The organism is Planococcus halocryophilus, assembly GCF_022489025.1.
In the GTDB taxonomy this organism is placed as follows: domain Bacteria; phylum Bacillota; class Bacilli; order Bacillales_A; family Planococcaceae; genus Planococcus; species Planococcus halocryophilus_A.
On record NZ_JAKVTG010000012.1, the window covers coordinates 1 to 18,433 of the forward strand.

18 protein-coding genes and 1 pseudogene are annotated in these 18,433 nt (G+C 37.9%); 8 read left to right on the forward strand and 11 right to left on the reverse strand.

All coding sequences use genetic code 11. The annotated features are described in order from the left end of the window. Positions 1-458: 458 nt before the first annotated feature. The gene (locus tag MLE13_RS12920; protein WP_346429171.1) at positions 459-848 is read right to left on the reverse strand and encodes a VOC family protein; all 390 of its coding nucleotides are present in this window, start codon (positions 846-848) and stop codon (positions 459-461) included. A gap of 232 nt (positions 849-1,080) precedes the next feature. On the opposite strand from MLE13_RS12920, the gene MLE13_RS12925 reads away from it, so the two are divergent. Then, positions 1,081-1,872, forward strand: coding sequence for an AraC family transcriptional regulator (locus MLE13_RS12925; RefSeq protein ID WP_240750093.1), 792 nt, complete (start codon positions 1,081-1,083; stop codon positions 1,870-1,872). Positions 1,873-2,021: 149 nt separating this feature from the next. Next, positions 2,022-4,124, forward strand: coding sequence for a sensor domain-containing protein (locus tag MLE13_RS12930; protein ID WP_240750094.1), 2,103 nt, complete (start codon positions 2,022-2,024; stop codon positions 4,122-4,124). Positions 4,125-4,175: 51 nt separating this feature from the next. On the opposite strand, the gene MLE13_RS12935 is transcribed toward MLE13_RS12930, so the two are convergent. The 9 genes from MLE13_RS12935 to MLE13_RS12975 all read right to left on the reverse strand — a co-directional run bounded on the left by MLE13_RS12935 (position 4,176) and on the right by MLE13_RS12975 (position 11,901). Continuing rightward, the gene (locus MLE13_RS12935; RefSeq protein WP_240750095.1) at positions 4,176-5,777 is read right to left on the reverse strand and encodes a pyruvate oxidase; all 1,602 of its coding nucleotides are present in this window, start codon (positions 5,775-5,777) and stop codon (positions 4,176-4,178) included. 119 nt (positions 5,778-5,896) lie between these two features. Beyond that, the gene (locus MLE13_RS12940) at positions 5,897-6,079 is read right to left on the reverse strand and encodes a hypothetical protein (RefSeq protein WP_240750096.1); all 183 of its coding nucleotides are present in this window, start codon (positions 6,077-6,079) and stop codon (positions 5,897-5,899) included. A 2-nt stretch (positions 6,080-6,081) separates the two neighbouring features. Beyond that, a complete protein-coding gene (locus tag MLE13_RS12945) occupies positions 6,082-7,287 on the reverse strand; it encodes a Bcr/CflA family efflux MFS transporter (protein ID WP_240750097.1) in 1,206 nt (401 codons plus the stop codon). A gap of 266 nt (positions 7,288-7,553) precedes the next feature. Further along, on the reverse strand, positions 7,554-8,015 hold the full coding sequence (locus tag MLE13_RS12950) for an NUDIX domain-containing protein (protein WP_240750098.1): 462 nt from the start codon (positions 8,013-8,015) through the stop codon (positions 7,554-7,556). A gap of 60 nt (positions 8,016-8,075) precedes the next feature. Further along, positions 8,076-8,837, reverse strand: coding sequence for a kanamycin nucleotidyltransferase C-terminal domain-containing protein (locus tag MLE13_RS12955; protein ID WP_240750099.1), 762 nt, complete (start codon positions 8,835-8,837; stop codon positions 8,076-8,078). Between the two features lie 65 nt (positions 8,838-8,902). Continuing rightward, positions 8,903-9,460 (reverse strand): AAA family ATPase, encoded by a 558-nt coding sequence (locus tag MLE13_RS12960; protein WP_240750100.1) that lies wholly within the window; start codon positions 9,458-9,460, stop codon positions 8,903-8,905. A gap of 42 nt (positions 9,461-9,502) precedes the next feature. Further along, the gene (locus tag MLE13_RS12965; protein ID WP_240750101.1) at positions 9,503-10,420 is read right to left on the reverse strand and encodes a DMT family transporter; all 918 of its coding nucleotides are present in this window, start codon (positions 10,418-10,420) and stop codon (positions 9,503-9,505) included. A 309-nt stretch (positions 10,421-10,729) separates the two neighbouring features. Further along, a complete protein-coding gene (locus MLE13_RS12970; protein ID WP_240750102.1) occupies positions 10,730-10,984 on the reverse strand; it encodes a hypothetical protein in 255 nt (84 codons plus the stop codon). Positions 10,985-11,007: 23 nt separating this feature from the next. Next, positions 11,008-11,901, reverse strand: a complete 894-nt coding sequence (locus MLE13_RS12975) for an acyl-ACP desaturase (protein ID WP_058385095.1) — start codon at positions 11,899-11,901, stop codon at positions 11,008-11,010. Positions 11,902-12,232: 331 nt separating this feature from the next. Here MLE13_RS12975 and MLE13_RS12980 point away from each other — a divergent pair, with 331 nt between their 5' ends. The 4 genes and pseudogenes from MLE13_RS12980 to MLE13_RS12995 all read left to right on the forward strand — a co-directional run bounded on the left by MLE13_RS12980 (position 12,233) and on the right by MLE13_RS12995 (position 15,002). Continuing rightward, complete coding sequence (locus MLE13_RS12980; RefSeq protein WP_240750103.1) at positions 12,233-12,709, forward strand: putative immunity protein; 477 nt, start codon at positions 12,233-12,235, stop codon at positions 12,707-12,709. A gap of 236 nt (positions 12,710-12,945) precedes the next feature. Continuing rightward, positions 12,946-13,626, forward strand: coding sequence for an HAD family hydrolase (locus tag MLE13_RS12985; RefSeq protein WP_240750104.1), 681 nt, complete (start codon positions 12,946-12,948; stop codon positions 13,624-13,626). Positions 13,627-13,823: 197 nt separating this feature from the next. Further along, a pseudogene (locus MLE13_RS12990) lies at positions 13,824-14,239 on the forward strand (GNAT family N-acetyltransferase). A 106-nt stretch (positions 14,240-14,345) separates the two neighbouring features. Then, entirely contained in the window at positions 14,346-15,002 is a 657-nt protein-coding gene (locus MLE13_RS12995; protein WP_240750105.1) for a Type 1 glutamine amidotransferase-like domain-containing protein, read from the forward strand. A gap of 220 nt (positions 15,003-15,222) precedes the next feature. Here the strand turns inward: MLE13_RS12995 and MLE13_RS13000 are convergent, their stop codons facing one another. After that, positions 15,223-16,269 carry a hypothetical protein gene (locus MLE13_RS13000; RefSeq protein ID WP_240750106.1) on the reverse strand — a complete coding sequence of 349 codons (1,047 nt, stop codon included), beginning with the start codon at positions 16,267-16,269 and terminating at the stop codon, positions 15,223-15,225. Positions 16,270-16,891: 622 nt separating this feature from the next. On the opposite strand from MLE13_RS13000, the gene MLE13_RS13005 reads away from it, so the two are divergent. Together MLE13_RS13005 and MLE13_RS13010 are read left to right on the forward strand one after the other, a co-directional pair. After that, positions 16,892-17,437: a GrpB family protein gene (locus MLE13_RS13005; protein ID WP_240750107.1), complete on the forward strand. Its 546-nt coding sequence runs from the start codon at positions 16,892-16,894 to the stop codon at positions 17,435-17,437. Positions 17,438-17,938: 501 nt separating this feature from the next. After that, positions 17,939-18,292, forward strand: a complete 354-nt coding sequence (locus MLE13_RS13010) for an ASCH domain-containing protein (protein ID WP_240750108.1) — start codon at positions 17,939-17,941, stop codon at positions 18,290-18,292. The last annotated feature ends 141 nt before the right edge of the window (positions 18,293-18,433 follow it).

Below are 18,433 nucleotides of genomic sequence, written 5' to 3' on the forward strand. Positions count from 1 at the left end.
AAGAACAGGTGCAGTTTTTTATATTGATTGATGTAGATCTAATACGGCTATAAAATTCTTTAACTACTTATACATATAAAAACGCTAATAGATGAACTAAGCTAAGAGGAGAGGTTGAGATAAAAAGTGTTCTTTTAGTAAAATTTAATTTAAGTAGACATAATATAAATTATCGGAAGTAGTGTTTCACTCAATAAGTATACTTAAGACAGTGAGACAAAACCGGATTTTAAGCGTTTTTACGTCATTTTAAGCTAAATTCTATGGTTAGCGATTTGTGTGTGGTTTTCTATGTATTGCTGTTACTAATTTTCATTTTCGCTCAGCAAATTTAATTACGGAAGAATTTTATTTCTAAAAATTCTTCCGTAAGATTTATTTTAAAATTTCGTTTTACCTAAATACAAATAACCACGGTCACGTATTTAAATAGCTGTAAACTAATAATCTTCGTTAAACTACATCACCAGCAAATTCCACCGATGTCCATCCAAATCTGCAAATCCTGCGCCGTACAATCCATTACGCTCTGTTGGCTCACTAAACACAAATCCACCTGCTTGTTTCACTTTTCCGATCGTCTCATCAAGTTCCTCTTTAGTATCTACTGAGATTGAAAACAATACTTCTGTCGACTCGTTTGTGTCCGTTAAGTCGTTTTGCGTAAACCTTTTAAATTGCTCATCTGGAAATAACATAATCTGCACTTGTGGATTACCTACTACTAAACCCACCATTTGATCTGTCTCATGACGATTTTCCATGATTGGTACGCCAATGCTCCTAAAAAACTCCTTTGAACGATTTAAATCATGAACAGGTAAATTAATCCATAATTGCTTCATCATACTCAACCTTCTTTCTTTTTTTAAAGTCTGTTTATGTTTATTTTAGTTTAATTATCAGAATATTCATACCTCTAATTATTTTGCTTGGCTTTTCGACATGTAACTTCTCGTATTTTTTATTTCCTATTAATTCTTGTTCGAGCAATCGGAATTATCTCTAGTATTACCGGTATTATACAGATTTTCTTATTGATTCTTGTTATGATAAAAGAAAAAGAAATGAGCGATTAGTTTGACTCTAGCCCCGGATTCTTTCTTATTTCACAGCATACAATCTTTTTCTGTGCCGTACGGAACATCACAGCACGTCCCGCTCCACCGCCACGCCGATACAGTTGAGATGCTTTTAGTATTATCAGGAACAGTTCAATGTAAAATTGACGGCCAAGTGTATACAGCCCCCGCAGGAACAGTTCTTTTTATTCAAGCAGGATCATGGCATGAGCAACTCTATACTGCATCTGACAAGCATTGTGGGTACCGACTTAGCTTTTGTCCGGTAGACCCTACACATTATGCTGAGTTCCCCCCTGTTATTCCAATTGATAGAATAGACACTTTAAAAACACTCTTTATCCACTTGCAACAAGAAAAACAGTTTCCCCGAAAAGATTCTAAACAAATGACGCATCACGTGATAAGTTCTATTTTGTTACACGTTTATCGCTCTGCGGGTCGACAAGAATCACACAACTACTTAAATTCGGAAGAAACGATTCAAGAAGTAAAACACTATATGGAGGAAAACCATTCGAAACCACTAACGTTAGCAGAGCTCGCTACTCGATTTAACCTAACTAAATACCAATTAGCACGTCTTTTTAAAGAAATTACCGGCATGAGTCCGCTCCAATACATCATCTCTTGTCGTATCACTACGGCAAAACACTTATTACGTACAAGTGATAGTTCCGTCTCGAAAATCGCTGTAAAAATCGGATACAAAAGCAATACACAGTTTCAAGCAGCATTTAAGGCTGTTGTGGGTGTTACACCGAGGCAATATCGGGTAAACAGCAAATAACACAGCTAGTATTGATAAAATTAGATAATTTAAAATATAAATGGTATTAGTTTGAAAATTACTTTATTATACTTAACATATATACATATTGATGTGTGATGCTACCGAGAAGATGGTAGAAAATTTCGGATGACAAGGAGACCAGATTTGTGAAGAATGACAATAACAACGCGGACACCTCCATACACAAAAGATTGCCATTACCAACTGAATTGTTGTACGAGGATTTGTTTGATGACATTGTTCAACAAATTCCCATCAGTCTGTATGTACTAAATGGTTCAACTTACTCCTACGTAAATCCACATTTCTGCAAATTAGTGGGCTATCAGGAGAAGGAAATTTTAAATGGCACAGTTACTTTAGAAGACTTAATTCACCCAGAAGATTTATCCGTTATTCAAAAACGAATATTTACTGAGTATGATAGTAAAGATGCTTTTGCACGTTACCGTGTAAGAATTTACAGAAGTGATGGTCAATTGCTTCATGTTGAAATCCATTCCACTAAAAAGAAGTGGCAAGGTAAAAACGTGCTGTTTGGCACTGTGATCGACATTACAGCTGAAGTAACAGCCAATCTAAAATTAAAAGAAAAAGAAGAACGACTTGATTCGCTCTTTACCTATAACCCAGATGCAATATTTACTTTTGATGTGGAAGGAAATTTTCAATCAGCCAACCCGGGGTGCGAAATAATTTCGGGTTACACCAAGGAAGAAATATTGCAACTGTCTTTTACTCCCTTTATCGTTTCAGAAGATTTACCAAAAGCCTTTTTTCATTTTCACAACGCATTAAATGGAAATGCGAGTACTTATGAAATTAGCATGATTCGAAAAGATGGGGAAACAAGAACCCTGCTGGTAACCAATTTCCCTATGAAGTCAGGTGGCAACATTGTAGGTGCTTATGGAATTGCGAAAGACATCACTGTTGAAACAGACTATAAAAAGCTGATGGAAGGTATGGGTTTTTTCGATCCCCTGACGCGTTTGCCAAACCGTACCTTGTTTGAAGATCATGTAAAACGGGCGATAGAAAGCAAAGACTACAACGAAAAGAAACTTGCTGTGTTTTTCATTAATTTAGATCGATTTAAGTTGATCAACGATTCGTTCGGCCATCAGTTCGGCGATGAATTTTTAAAAGATGTTGCGCACCGGTTATCCGAAAGTATTGATCCAAGTTGTACGGTGGGACGATTTGCGGGCGATGAATTTGCAGTTTTGCTGAAAGGATTGGAACAACCTCAAGTTTTCCAACTAGCAGCGCGATTTAATGACGCATTAGCCAAACCTTTTGAAGCCTTTGGACATTCGGTCTCCATTACTGGGAGTATCGGGATAGCGTTTAGCAGCGGTCCCGATGAAAGTGTAGATGAGCTAATCAAGAAAGCGGACTCCGCGATGAACTACACGAAAAAACACAAAATCGCACAATATACGGTTTACTCTGAAGAACTGGACCAACAATCGGCTTATCGACTAACCATTGAAAGAGAGTTGAAATCAGCTCTCGCCAAACAAGAAATGTCTCTTCATTATCAGCCCATCATCGATTTGGAAAATAATCGATTAAGTGCCATGGAAGCATTAATTCGCTGGAACCACCCGGAACTCGGCTTTATCCCACCGGATTTCTTTATTCCGATTTCTGAAGAAACTGGCCAAATCGTATCACTGGGCAGATGGGTTCTCTATACAGCATGCGCACAAAATAAAGCGTGGCAAGATCAAGGTCATCCGCCCATTAAAATCTGTGTCAACATCTCAACGATCCAATTGCAACAACTCGATTTTGTACAGACCGTTATTGGAATTCTGAAAGAAACCGGACTAAACGCCAAATGGCTGGAACTCGAAGTAACGGAAAGCATTTTGTTGGTTGATACAGAACTGCTGAAAAGCAGTTTACACCAGTTAAAAAAACTAGGTGTATCGATGTCGATTGATGATTTTGGTACAGGCTTTACGTCACTTAGTTATTTACGGCAATTTTCATTTGACCGCATCAAAATTGATCGCAGTTTTGTTGGGGACATCAGCAATGACCTAAACGGCAAAGCCATTACAGCTACCATCATTGCACTGGCACATACTTTAAATATGACAGTTGTTGCAGAAGGCATTGAAGACGATACACAATTAGGCTTTTTACAAGGCAAAAAATGCGATGAAGGCCAAGGTTATTATTTTGGACGTCCCTTGCCTGCAGAAATGCACGATTTGACTACGGTATATAAAAAATAACCAAAACAAAAAAGCGGACGATTTTATTCGTTCCGCTTTTTTGTTTTGGATTTAAGAAGGCGGTGTGCTGTCTTCTACAAACACATCGATAATTACCGGTTTCCGGCTAACTTTCGCTTGTGTCAACGCTTGTCTCAGTTCGCCCCTGTTTTTAGCGGTATACCCTTCTCCACCGCAAGCACGAGCAAAGACGGCAAAGTCGATATTTGCTAAGTCGACTTGGGAAGCCTTGTTGCCCATTTCTTGTTGTTCGTGTTCAATCAATTGGAGTTTTTGGTTATTAAAAACGACGAGAATCATCGGTAAGTCGTACTTAACTGCCGTGACAAAGTCTTGCATGCCCATTGAAAAGCCGCCATCCCCGAGTATAGCTACAACTTGCTTGTCCGGATAGGCCAGTTTCCCTGCAATGGCACCCGGAAGGCCACACCCCATCGTCCCGAGCCACGCCGACACTACGAGTTGTTGATTGTTTAGTTGCAAATAGCGTGCTGCCCATAACGTAATACTGCCAACATCGAGTGAGACGATGGCGTCCTCTTGTAAAATGCGTTGCACTTCCGCTATGACTTGCTGCGGCTGCAATTGCTGAGTTTCTGTATTCATGTCCTGTTGCAACGTGTCATGCCACCGTTCACGCTTTTGCTGGTACGTTAAAAGGAAGGCATCTTCTTTTTCTATTACTCTGGCAGTCAACCAAGTAGCAGTTGGTGCCAGTTCACCCACTAGTCCAAGCGACACAGGATAATACTTACCGATTACTTTCGGATCTGTATCAATTTGAATAGCAGGTACATCTGCAGGCAAATAATCTCGGTATGGAAAAGCAGTACCTGCTAGGATCAGTAAGTCTGTTTCTTGCATAGCCTGTTCAGCCGGATCAGTCCCCAACTTCCCCAATTGACCGAAATTATGTGGGTGGTTGTCCGGTATGATGCCTTTCGCTGGAAAAGAAGCAATTAATGGCGCTTTCAGCTTTTCGGCCAATGCCAATACTTCCGCTGTTCCACCTTTTGCCCCTTTACCGGCCAATATCACGGGTTTTTTCGCAGCATTTAGCAATTTTAATGCGTCTTGTAAGTCTTCTTCAGAAGCTCGTATATTCGGTTTAGAAAAAATAGCGGACGTAAGTGGTTTTTCATATTTAATTTTTGTGCTAAACAAATCACCTGAAACAATCAGTACTGCAGGTCCTTTTTCAGCGTAGGCAGTACGAATCGCTTGATTCAGCATATCCGGTAGTTGTTCTGCGCGCTGAACGTGCCGATTATAAACAGCAACTTCCTCAAACAGAGAATCCATTTTAAGCTCTTGAAACGTATCTGTTCCGACCAACTGACTATCGACTTGTCCAATGATGGCTAGCATGGGTGTTTTGTCTTTTTGCGCATCGTATAGCCCGTTTAACAGATGAACCGCTCCGGGACCTGCAATAGATAAGCAAACGCCGATGTTTCCCGTCAATTTGGAATAAGCGGCTGCTGCTAATGCACCGGTTTCTTCGTGCCGAACTTGGATAAAACGAATGCTTTCTTCTTTTCGCAATTCTTCCATCAATTCATTGATCGAGTCTCCGGGCATCCCGTAAATGTGATTTACTTTCCACTCTTTCAGCAATTCAGTGACATAATTCCCTGCTGTTTTGTCGAACATGAATATCCCTCGCTCTCTACTATTGACACAAGCTTATTTGTTCCTTATACCTCGCGTTAGGAAATGGTAAACAAAAAAGACGCTTTAAATTGCGAGTAGCAACAAAAGAGTCTTTCCATTTACGGGTGTTTGCGATTTTTATCATAGTCTCGGTAAAACGTTTCTTCACGCTTTCGATCAATCAAGCTCCACACAAAATAAATAATCGCAGCAAGTGCAACGACGAGTAACGAGGCATAAATTTCGATATACCAAATAAAAAAACAAGAGCGAGAAAGCTTTCCTCTGCTCTTGGTTCTCATTATTATTCAACTTGCTGTCGATGCCCAGTTAAAAAGAAAAAGGCAATCGTTCCGAGTACAGATGTTCCAAATAAAATAGCGCCCATTGGAACCGCTGAAGTTTCATTGATTCCGACGAGCGGTGACACGAGCGATCCAACAACTAAAGGCAACATCCCAACAACGGCACTCGCACTTCCTGCTCTATGCCCCTGCCCTTTCATCGCTAACGTAAACGAACTCGTAAAGATCATCCCAATCGCAATCATGTAAATAAAAATTGAAATCACAAGTGATGCCAGAGGTCCTTGAATGATCGTCATAATCAACAGTACAAACGTAGCACTCACTGCCACAATGACCGCTCCTTGCAACAAACGATGCTCGGAAACAATGCCGCCAAACTTCCCAATGATAAAACTACCAAGAATCATGGCGATTCCGTTAATGCCAAACAACACACTAAAAGTTTGAGGCGAAACGCCGTAAATCTCTTGATAGACAAAAGGCGTCCCCGCAACATAGGCAAAACTGCCACCATGGATTAAGCCGACGACTAAGGCGTAACCAATATAAGGGCGTTCTTTAAACAAACTGGCCATTGTCCGAACCGAATGTCTGATGGAGCTTGGCACACGTTGTTCAGGAGGCAAAGTTTCCGGTAAGCGCAATATCACCACGATTACCATAATCATACCTAGCAAGCCAAGAAAATAAAAAATCGTTTCCCAACCGGCAAATGGCAAAGCTAGTATCGCGCCACCTGCAATCGGTGCAGCCATTGGAGCTACTGCGTTAATCACCATTAACAACGCAAAAAACTTCGTCATTTCTCGTCCAGTAAACACGTCACTAACAACCGCTCTTGATAACACCACACCACCCGATGCGGTAAATCCTTGGACAAAGCGAGCCGCAACTAGGGTCTCAATATTCGGGGCAACAGCACAAAGCACGGACGACAGCGCAAACAAAATAACGGAGATAATGAGAGGCTTCCGTCTCCCTACCGCGTCACTAAATGGACCAACGACGATTTGCCCAGCAGCGAGTCCGATTAAACACGCAGTCAAACTAAGCTGCACTAGTGAGACGTGCGCATCGAGTTCATCAGCGATTGCTGGAAAAGCCGGCAAATACATATCAATATTCAGCGGAGCTAAAATCCCGAGCATGCTGAGAATCAATGCAAGACCTAGTCGTTTTCTTCCTTTCGGGTTTTGCATCATATCTTACTAACACCTTTCACTTCTATATATATCCTCCATTACTATACAGCATTTTTATGATTGGTGGCAGTAGCTAGTGCAAAGGTTCCTACCTCTTTCGCACGTCTTACGCTAAGGGGAAGTGATTTTATTCAACTAGAATTATTGTATTAATATTGTTTTTGGTTCTTTTCTTGTTGATTTAATGGCTTTATTTTGAATTTGCAATTAAATCCTTAAGTAGATAACTACATTTATAATAAAAAAACCATATCGCTCTTTTTACTTTAATTAATATCCCCTAAATACGCAGCGGTTTTTTTATTATCCGCAAATTGCTGGATTGGCAACCGAATTCCTTTTGGATAAATACGGTACTCATGTAAGTTTGGGATCGCTACCCACTCCATGCCTATTTGATGAGAATCAGGATTAGACGGAACTTGCATTTCTACCGCTTGAGCATCGATTGTACAAACAAAATAAAACTCAATTTGGTGAAAGTCTCGATCATGCGCATGTTCATGATTTTTACCTATGTATTCGCGTATATGTAACAGTTCTCCCACTGTAACTTGGTACCCTATTTCTTCTAAGCATTCTCGTTTAATGGTTTGGACTAATACTTCCCCGTGCTCTTGTCCCCCACCAGGAAACAAATAAAAGATGCCTTCTGCGTCTATGTTTTTTGTCAGTAACACGTGACCTTCTTTTTGTATCACGGCTTTGGCTGAATTGCGTATATGCATTTTATAAGCTCCTCCGTTTTAAGATACAAATAAGTTTAAAAGCGTCTTCCCGCTCCTACACTAAAATGGAAGTTTATTGAGTCGGTAATTTAAGCCCAATGACTCCATCCAATCATTTAACCCAGTCCATAAACTTTCACAAAGCTGGTAAACCGTTTCCGTATCTGTCAGCTGTCCATTTTTCACGTGCTGCACAATTTCTTTGTAACCAGAAGGCACGGACTCTATCTGTATGGATTCTTCGTAAGTCTTCGCTCTTGTACTGTAGTATGTATGGTTTGCAAGACCGATTAACTTGGCTGTTTCCCATACCAAATCGTTTGCGCCAAGCGGGATGTAGTTGTGGTTGCCGCTATGATAACTATTACGAATTTTTGCCATGGTCTCGTATGGCTCTCCCACCATGAATTCTTTCATAACACGGTGAGCAGATGAACTCAACCCTTCAAAAGGCAAGCTTTTCACTTGATCAAACAGGTTTGTAGGATCGTATACGGGTAAAACATGGATAAACGCTCCTGCTTTAATCGCCCAAGCATCATCAATCTTTTTGGCTTTCTCAAAAAACGCCTGCTTGTCATGAAAACCTATTTCGATTTTGAACTTGTCGTAAATAAATTCAAGATCTTCTAATCGATGATACTCTTTTGTCACCACATGCATTTCAATATCTGAATACAGACCTTCAGTTTCTAACGCTATAGAGCCATATACGCCGATGGCTAGTAGCTGCTCCCCGTAAGCTGCCAACAACCGTTCTTTTAATACAGCGATCATGTCTAATTTTTCACTACGAGTAGTAGAAACAGGATACGTTAACAATACAACTACCTCCTTATATAAAATCTCTTTCTGCTTTCAAACAGTCGAAAGTTTTTCCACGCATTTTACAAGTTAAAATAATCTTTAATCTTCACCGCAACGCTTTTGGGACTTAGATATGTATTATCAATCCGTATATAATTCGGTTCTTGAATTTCGTTTGGCAACGAGTTTAACCGATATGTATTCATCGACTCGATCAATTCAAGTTCAGATGCTTTGGTGTTTCGCTTTGTGGGTTTGTGTTCAAGGCGATGCGCCGAGCGATTCCGCTCCATACGTTCGGTGATTTCCGCTTCTAGTTCAACAAAATAAACTTCTCCTCCGACCGCTTCAAAAATCGACCGTGTTTGTTCGACAAAATCCCAATCCTCTTGGCAATCAAAAGCCCATACATAGGTGAAAATCATGCCTTCTTCCTTACTTTTGGCGAAAGATTTGAAAATTTCTTGACGAAACAGGGTTGAAAGCCGCCACGTTTCATCACCAAACTCAAACAAAGGATGCAACAGTTCAATGGTCATATGATTGTGAAACAATTTTAACGAAGTGCTTTTTTCAAGTTCATGTCCGATGGTCATCTTGCCGACAGCTTGAGGACCAAATAGCATTATAAACTTCATTAGATCCCCCCTATTGGTTAGTAAAGAGTATGTGTAACGAATTTACACTCCCGCCTGGTCATATTGGTGCGCGAGCTTTGATTTTTGTTTCTTGGATTCCTGTACAATAATGACCGAGCTGATCACCATGATCATGCCGAGGTATTGCCACGTTGATAACGTTTCATTAAAGATAAAGAACCCTACGACCGAAGCGACGACTGGTTCAATCGTTGCAATAATTGAGGCGCGGCTTGACTCGACAAATTGAAGACCTTTTGTGTAGAAAATAAATGGCAGCATGGTCGAAAGAAAGCCAAGTCCGATTACCAGTCCAAGTACTTTTAAATCCGTCAAAGTAGAAAGTTTCGAACCTAATCCACTAAAAGGAACAATGGCAACTGTAGCGAAAAGAAACGTGTATACCGTAACGGTTAACGAGTCATATTTTGATAGGGCTGCTTTTCCAAATATGCTGTAAAGGGCATAGAAAAATCCTGATCCGAGTCCAAGGATTAATCCATAAAGTGAAATTGATGCGGTAGAACTAGAAAATGTTCCAATAACAAGAGAACATCCTATTAACGTAATGAGGAGGGCTGTGAGTTTGCGAGCGGTTAATGCTTCTTTAAAGACGATTCGCGATAAAATCGTCACGAATGCCGGGGCTGTATACAGCAAAATAAAAGCAATCGAAATAGAAGACTCTCTCATCGAACTAAACAAACACCAGTTAAAGAGAACAATACTAATAATACCGGTACCTATGAAATACCTAGAATCCTTCACCTTTATTTTGAACAACTGTCGATTTTTCATCAAAACATAAGGAACCATAAAGATGGAAGCTGTTAACACACGCACAGCGACAACTTCAAGTGGCGTAAACCCTACTTCATAAAGGTAGGTGACAAAAACTCCGATAACACCCCATAGCGAAGCGCCAATTGCAATAAGTAGCCACGCTGATTTATTTTCCATCCAACCCCTCCTAACTATAATTTATTTATACTACCATAGGATGCATTATTCTATCCAAAAAATAGCTGAATTTCACTCGTCTTCTATCTTGATCTTGCTTAGATAGATTCACTGAGCTAAATAGGTGCGGTTCATAATTACTTGAACTTTTTTATTCTACTGGTATCGACAATCCTCTGTTTTCTATATCAATATTTTAGAACGTAAAAAGCCACCCTCCCAAAGAAGATGGCTTTCCTTTTTCCGACTCTTGTATCCTCTTATTGCTCATATGCTTTCAACTTAGGCTCAATAAATATAGCTGAGTAATTAATTTTCGATTTCAAGAATAGCCTCGATTTCTTCTTGGACCTCTCTATTCACCAAAAGAGAACGTTTTTTTCTCAATTCAAGATCCATTTCTTTATCAATGAAATTATTCGTATGTTTATCAAAACAATTAAAACAAATAGAGTAAAAGTCTTTATTCTCCTTCTTTGAAAAATTAAATTCCCACGTTTCAAGTTCCAAATAACTTACTTTATCTTTCGTTTCTTTTCCACATATTTCGCAAGTTGTTTTCATTATAAAAAAATCCTTTCATACAACTACCTTTTATTTTTTTCCTGACGCTCTTTGATTCTTTTTAAACGCCCATGATATTTCAATATATTCGCTTGTGATTGTTTGGCATCTTCGCTAGTAGGCTGCAAGTTGGCAATATCCCAATATTTTATAACGACATCTAATACTTGGTCAAAGTATTGCAGTGGTCCATAATTCGTATCTATGGCAATGGTTTTCATTCTATCCTTAAAGTCTGGCATAACTGCGCCTGGCATAGAGAAATTAATAATTACTTTCTCAAAAAAAACAATGAAATTCGGATCAAGTTCAAGATGGGCTTTCACTGTGTCGCGATAGAATGCATAATGAAGTGCTTCGTCTTTCGCTACACGTCGAAGTAATGTTGCTAAATCTTTGTCGTAAAGACCCGCTACCTTAGCTACATTGTTATAAAAAACGAGTGTAGCTAACTCTTGCAAAGTAGTATAGGCCATTGTTGCTAGAGGATTCGTGAAGTCTGGAAACCAACCACTTTCAACTACTCGTTTTCTTAATTGATGCAATCTTACGGGATCTACGTTTCGTGTCACCAATAAATACGTTTCCAGTAAGTTAGAGTGCTGGTCTTCTTCAGCCGTCCAAGTGCGTACGAAATCATTTATGACTTCCATTGAATTTTTAAATGTATAATCCAAATGCGAAGTATACCAAGGTAAATTAACTTCTGTAAGTAATGCTGTTTCTACCGCAATAACTACACCTTCTGGAAGCGTTACTTGACTCTCCTCCCAAGGAACTCGTTTAAAGGACATGGCCTTGTCCCATGGTATAAATTCGTGATAGCTCCAATCAATATTTGCAGAACGTTCTTTATGTAATTGATACAATTCTTTAAGGCGTGGTTCTAAGCGTATATCCAAATCTGAATTTAACATGATCCATTCTCCTTTAGGTGTTTTTCTAACTTTAAACCATTTGAATTTATTTAACAATTATAATGTTAGAACGTTGGTGTAACCGTCAAGTAGGATAGATCAATTTTTCACAAAATCGGTTTTTTTAACTTTTATTATTAAATATAGACAATCCTCTATTTACATAAGCTAGTGGTATATTTATGAAAAAAGACTATAGATGAAGTTGTTGATATAATGGCTAAGTAAAATGATATTTTAGCTAATGGCATGATTAAGATAGATTTATCTATAACCAATTAGGCAATTTTAAAGAGACCTATCTTTACAAAGCAAAGCTAGGGGGATCTTTATGGAAAGTAAATCCAAAATCAAAATTGTTGATGATGCAGAATTACGAAATGAAATAGTGGAAAACACTGAACTACTTGATCAAATAGAACTGGCTAAATGGGCAATTAGTGTCGCAGAGCATATACTTCCTTATCTCGAACAAGAATTTCCTCAAGATGCAAAAATACTAAATGCAATTAAAGTAAATAAACTCTGGCAAAAAGATGAGGCAACAGTACATCAAGTTAGACAAGCTGGTTTTAAAGTCCATCAAGTCGCCAGACAATGTAAAGAAGAAACAGCCAGGGCTGCGGCAAGGGCTATTGGGCAAGCCATCGGGGTTGGTCATATGAGAGGCCATGCAATGGTAGCTACGGATTATGCGATTAAGACAATTAACCATGCTTTTAATAATGATCTGAAAAAGGCAAGAGAAGAAAGAGAATGGCAATTGCGTGAACTATATAAGTATATCCAAGGTGGCAAGTTCGATTAGGTTATTATTGTCCATACGTGAGTACGATAGTTACGTAACCGTTTGAAAAAGAGTTGCTAGGTAGTGGACCCCGAAAGTTAGATTTGAACTCTAAATTTCGGGGTATTTTTATATGACAAAATTTTCTATAGATTAAGCGGTAATAAATGATTGGATATGAAATAGTTTCGACAATCCTCTGTTTTCATAACCGAATGGTATATTTATAAGAAGAATTCGTCATAGGAGTTGAAAAGATGATAAAAGCTGTCCTATTTGATTTTGATGGAACTTTGTTAAATCGAGACGCTTCAGTAAAAGCATTTATTGACAATCAATACGATCGACTGAAGAAATGGGTTGGTCACGTCCCGAAAGAACAATACATGACTCGATTTATCGAACTCGATAAGCGTGGGTACGTTTGGAAAGACACGGTCTATCGACAATTAACTCAAGAATTCACTATTTTCACGATCACTTGGGAGGAATTGCTTCAAGATTACATCCGTGAGTTTCAATTCCATTGTGTCCCCTTCGATCAGTTAATTGAGATGTTAGAAGATTTAAAAAGTAAAAACATTCTACTCGGTATGATCACAAACGGTTATGGACAATTCCAAATGGATAATATTAAGGCGTTAGGAATTGAAAACTATTTTGATATGATTTTAGTATCTGAGTGGGAAGGCATCAAAAAGCCAGACCCGGAGATTTTTAAACGAGCTTTGCGAAAACTTGATGTATCACCAAAGCACAGTATATTTGTTGGAGATCATCCTGAAAATGATGTAAAGGCTGCACAAAACATTGGAATGAAAGGGATTTGGAAAAACGATAGTCAATGGACGAATGTTGATGCTGATTTCACAGTGGATGATTTGAAAGAATTGCCATTACTCGTTGAACATTTAATGAAAGAAATAGAAATCACTTAGAATACACTTTTATAGTTATTGAGCATTAAGTTAAAGACGTTGCTCTTTTGTGTGAATTTACAACGAGGGTTATTGATGTGATGGCTCATTGGCATGTTGGATTAAATAATATTGTGATTAAGAGAGATTAATCTTCAACAAACGAGCCATATTACTGAGCCTTGAAAAATAACTGGAAGGAATCTAGATGAATGAAAATGGATATAAGGAAATTGAGAAAAGGCGAAAAACTCCCGATGGAATTATTATTACTGGCTGATCCTTCGAGTGAAATTGTTGAAGAATACATCAATAGATGGGTGTTTATGTCTTACTTCCAACAAGACCCCAGATAGTAGAGCTTGTGAATGTTGCTGTCATTGAAGACCAGCACGGTAAGGGAATAGGCAAACAACTAGTTTTGGATGCAATAAGAGTAGCTAAAACAAAAGGTTATAAAACAATTGAAATCGGAACGGGAAATTCAAGTGTAGGTCAACTGGCTCTTTACCAAAAATGTGGATTTAGAATAATTGGTATAGATACGGATTTTTTTATTCGGCATTATTCTGAGAATATCTTTGAAAACGGTATTCAATGCAGAGATATGATTCGTTTATCTCAAGATTTATAAGGTAAAACGCTTTCCACAAACGGATGCGGTTGTTGAGTAAACGTTTTAGAAAAGAAGATGCAAGCTGGTCAATTACTAGAGCTTGTACTTTGATGCGGAGGTATCTATGAACACTCATTATTATTTAGGTTGGTTTACCGATTTTTTTCCTGAGCGACTGAGTCAAATGTTGCGAGATGATATAACGGATAGAAAATCACTCGTAATGATCAGCTCAAATCCACTAGACGCTAAAGTAGATGGTACTGTTGAACGTTCATGGCTTGACCATGCTGGCATCTTATTTGATGACTACTATTTAATCAATCATGGTATAAAAAAAGAAGCTGCTCATACCTTGATTCAGAACGCTTCCGTCATTTTCTTACTAGGTGGCGATACGCTTAAACAAAATGAGTTTTTAATGGCCTACGGAATGTCGGAATGCATCCGAAAAAGTAACGCCGTTGTGATTGGAGCAAGCGCTGGCGCGATTAATATGTCGGCTAAATGGTTATGCTCAAAAAACTTTGGCTATCAAGTTAAAGAAAACGCCTTTTACAACGGAATTGGTCTTGACAATTTTTCCGTTCTATCTCACTTTGACCTTGAAAATAACATGGCCTTGGTTCAAAGCGAACTGTCTTCCCTATCAGTAGAAATGAAGATTTATGCGTCGAATAAGGATTGCGCGCTGCGTATAAAGGGAGATAAAATCGATATATTTGGTAATGTATATGCATTTTCTCACTCAAAAATTCAGAAATTAAAGGAAACGTTCTAGTTATTTTCTATAGCTATAGTTACTCCACATAGATAAAAGGCGCTTATTTAGCAATGATACTTAGTACGCTTTGGACCAGCTAATTTTTAATACATGTATCGACAATCCTCTATTATCTAAGTTTGAATTATTTACAAAACTAAAAAAGAGGACTCCGGCATAATACCGAAGTCATCCAATCGTAACCTAGCTGCAGGATACCTTTTCTATAAACTGTCTATTAAACGGGGCGCGGATCAGTTTTTCCTATCCCTTTCTTCCTCCTTTTAGCTCCCTTTTCGTATTTTGATGCAGTCCCTTTTTTCTTTTGCGGACTGAATATGGAAAGGGTTACGCCATTTTTTTTATGGGTTTTGCCAATGATTTGATGCAAGTTTTTCTCAATATAACGTAGCTGTTGATGATTTATTTTTTGTGTAGCAACGATATCATATCTCCATTTAGGGGGCTTTAAAATACTTACATATTGATTACTTTCTCTGACGCGCTTAAAGTAACGGTGCTTATCATCCCATAAGATATAGTGCTCATCGTACATGCGCTCATGTTCGTTCTTTAGACGAGGCAATACAATATATACGTCACCTTTTATTCCTTGAGTTCGTTGATAATCTATGTCAGCTGTTGCGGTTTGCCAAGTAATGTACGCTATCCGATTTTTGTAATCGGAATCAGTCTCTCCTTCCATTTTCTTCGGATAAGTTGGTTTTTGTTTTCTTGAAAACAATTCTACAATGATAAAAGAAAAATCCCCATCGTAATGAGACGAAAATCGTTTCTCCATATGCCTTACATCAATCCATTTGCCCTTTGTGTCTATATCCTTTAACCTATCCCGGACGATCAATACAGCTGTAGATGTACTGCTTTTCACATATGTAATATACGCATCATCGTATTGTTGACTATTTTTCAAGTAAGGGGGTTGAGCTATATTTCGACCTTTTTCTTCTGCTTTACACGTGGCGTAATCAATATATTTTTCAATGTAATGGGCTCGTGCTACTCCCGAAGGTCCCTGTTTTCTTTTAACTTTTACTAATTGTTTTTTACGCTTTTTCTGTTCCTCTATCTTTTGTAAAACTTCAGAATTATTTACAAGACTGGCATTCGTGTACGATTCACTACAGTCATAACAGATTTTCCATTGTTTAATCCAAAGATGCTTTACATCTAATTCGTTGGTTATTCTTAAATAATCTTTTACTTTTTTTTGCAACCGGTCATTTTCATTTACTACTTCTTCACCACAAATGATGCAATCCATCGTACACCGCCTATCGTTGTGTTAGTCGAAGAAGGAGATAGCCTTCCACCTTCTTCAACTATAGTACAAATTTAAAAAACATATTATAAATAATATGTACATCTACCACTAAAAAAATTAGGAACAATTCACATTTTAGTAAGAGCGCGCTAAGAGGCTTTTTTTATATAATATCATTTGTTAGTAAATTATTACATATTCAGCAGGGTTTCATTTTTACTTGCCTGCTTTATACCATTAGTGTTGCATAAATTTAGTTTGAATATTGGTAACACCTAAAATCTTCGTAATCAGTATTTCGAAGACGGTGAACAAAACTCTCTCTATAAAAGAAGTTAGGTGCTTCCCTACATCTAAATGTGTTTGGAATGATCCCTTAAATTTTAATAACCCTCTGTTTTCGTAACCAAGTGGTATATTTATAAAAAGAAAGTATGAATGGATTTAATGATGTGATGGCTTATTGACATGTTAGATTGAATATTCATGAATTAAAAAAGGTTAATCTTCAAGAAACGAGCCCTTTTGTGGAATATAGGTAAGACTTTTAAATATTAATAATTGTCCAAGGTTAACAAATGTTAGGATTAGCCGAAAACTCATTTTATTTAGGAGGTTAATTATGAGCAAAAACGAAGACCAAACTAATTGGCCAGTCTGGGCAACAGAATCAATTGAAATAGCTGATCCAGATTCCACTTGGTTAGAAAAAGGGAAACAAGAAGAAAATCAGCTTTATGACCTCCTTTCTCGATTTAGGATAGGTCAGGTAATACACATAGGCAGTACTTCCATCCCTAATCTTCCTGCAAAACCAATCATTGATTTAATGGCTGATGTTGATTCATTTGAACAGATTACTGATATTTCTGCGTTATTATCCAACTATGATTGGCATTATGTACCTCCCGATTTAGATAACAAAGACTGGAGAAGGTTTTTTGTGAAGGTAAAAAACGATAAACGTGTCGCCCACCTTCACTTAATGCTAAAGGGAGATAACCGATGGGAAAAGCAATTACTTTTCCGAGATAAATTAAGGGATAATCCACAACTAGTTTATGAATATGCTCGTCTCAAGAGTAATCTAGCAAAAGAATTTCATCTTGATAGGGAGGCCTACACGGAAGCAAAAACAAAATTTGTTAATCTTGTTCTTCGATCCTGATACACAACAGCATTGTATTTTATATGAATAAACGGATGGCAAAAGAGTTTGTAGTGGTCTACAGCCATCGTGCACGATTGTTGAGTAAACATTTTAGAAAAGAGTTGGCAAAGATGAGTACTACACCACCTTTGGTAACTCTTTTTTGTTTGTTTCCTTCATGGTTCATGGTTGAGATGAAGGCAGTTTTAAAAGCGAAAAGGCTATAGAGTATGTGAAGTAAACAATTTTTTGTCCGATAGTGTGATAAATATTGACAATCCTCTATTTTTATAACCGAGTAGTATATTTAGGGATAGCAACCACAAATGGGGCTGTCGATGTTATAGCTTACTGGCATATGGGTTTAAATAATTATAGTTTCTTGGTATAAATACAGAACGATTAAGTGAAAAAAGCGCAGGATCATGCGCGAAACTGACAGTAATAACGGCATTACTCTATTTACTATAATTAAGTGATATGTTTATAGAAAGAAAGTACAAAGTGAGGTGTTGTAAAGTGCTGCATCAGATGGGTTTATACGGAGAATACTTTCAGGATATTAAAGAAGGAAAAAAGATAATAGAAGTTCGATTGAACGATGAGAAGAGAAGAAAAATCAGAGTTGGGGATGCAATAGAATTTATTAAGATTCCTAAGCAAGACGAACTTCTAAAGGTAGAGGTCATTGATTTTCAGAGTTACGATACATTTGAAGCGATGTACAATATTATCCCCCTTAAAGATTTTGGTTGCGAAGGCTGGACGATAAAAGAAATGATAGATGGAACGTATGAGATATATACCCCCGAGCAAGAAAAGGAATGGGGAGCTTTAGCAATTACGATTAAATATTTAAGTGTATCGAATTAAGTCAAATCAATCGAGATTTTTACTCAAAATGACAATAGTATCGCCATTCCTCTATTTACATAAGCTAGTGGTATATTTATAAAAAAGACTATAGATGAAGTTGTTGATATAATGGCTAAGTATAATGATATTTTAGCTAAT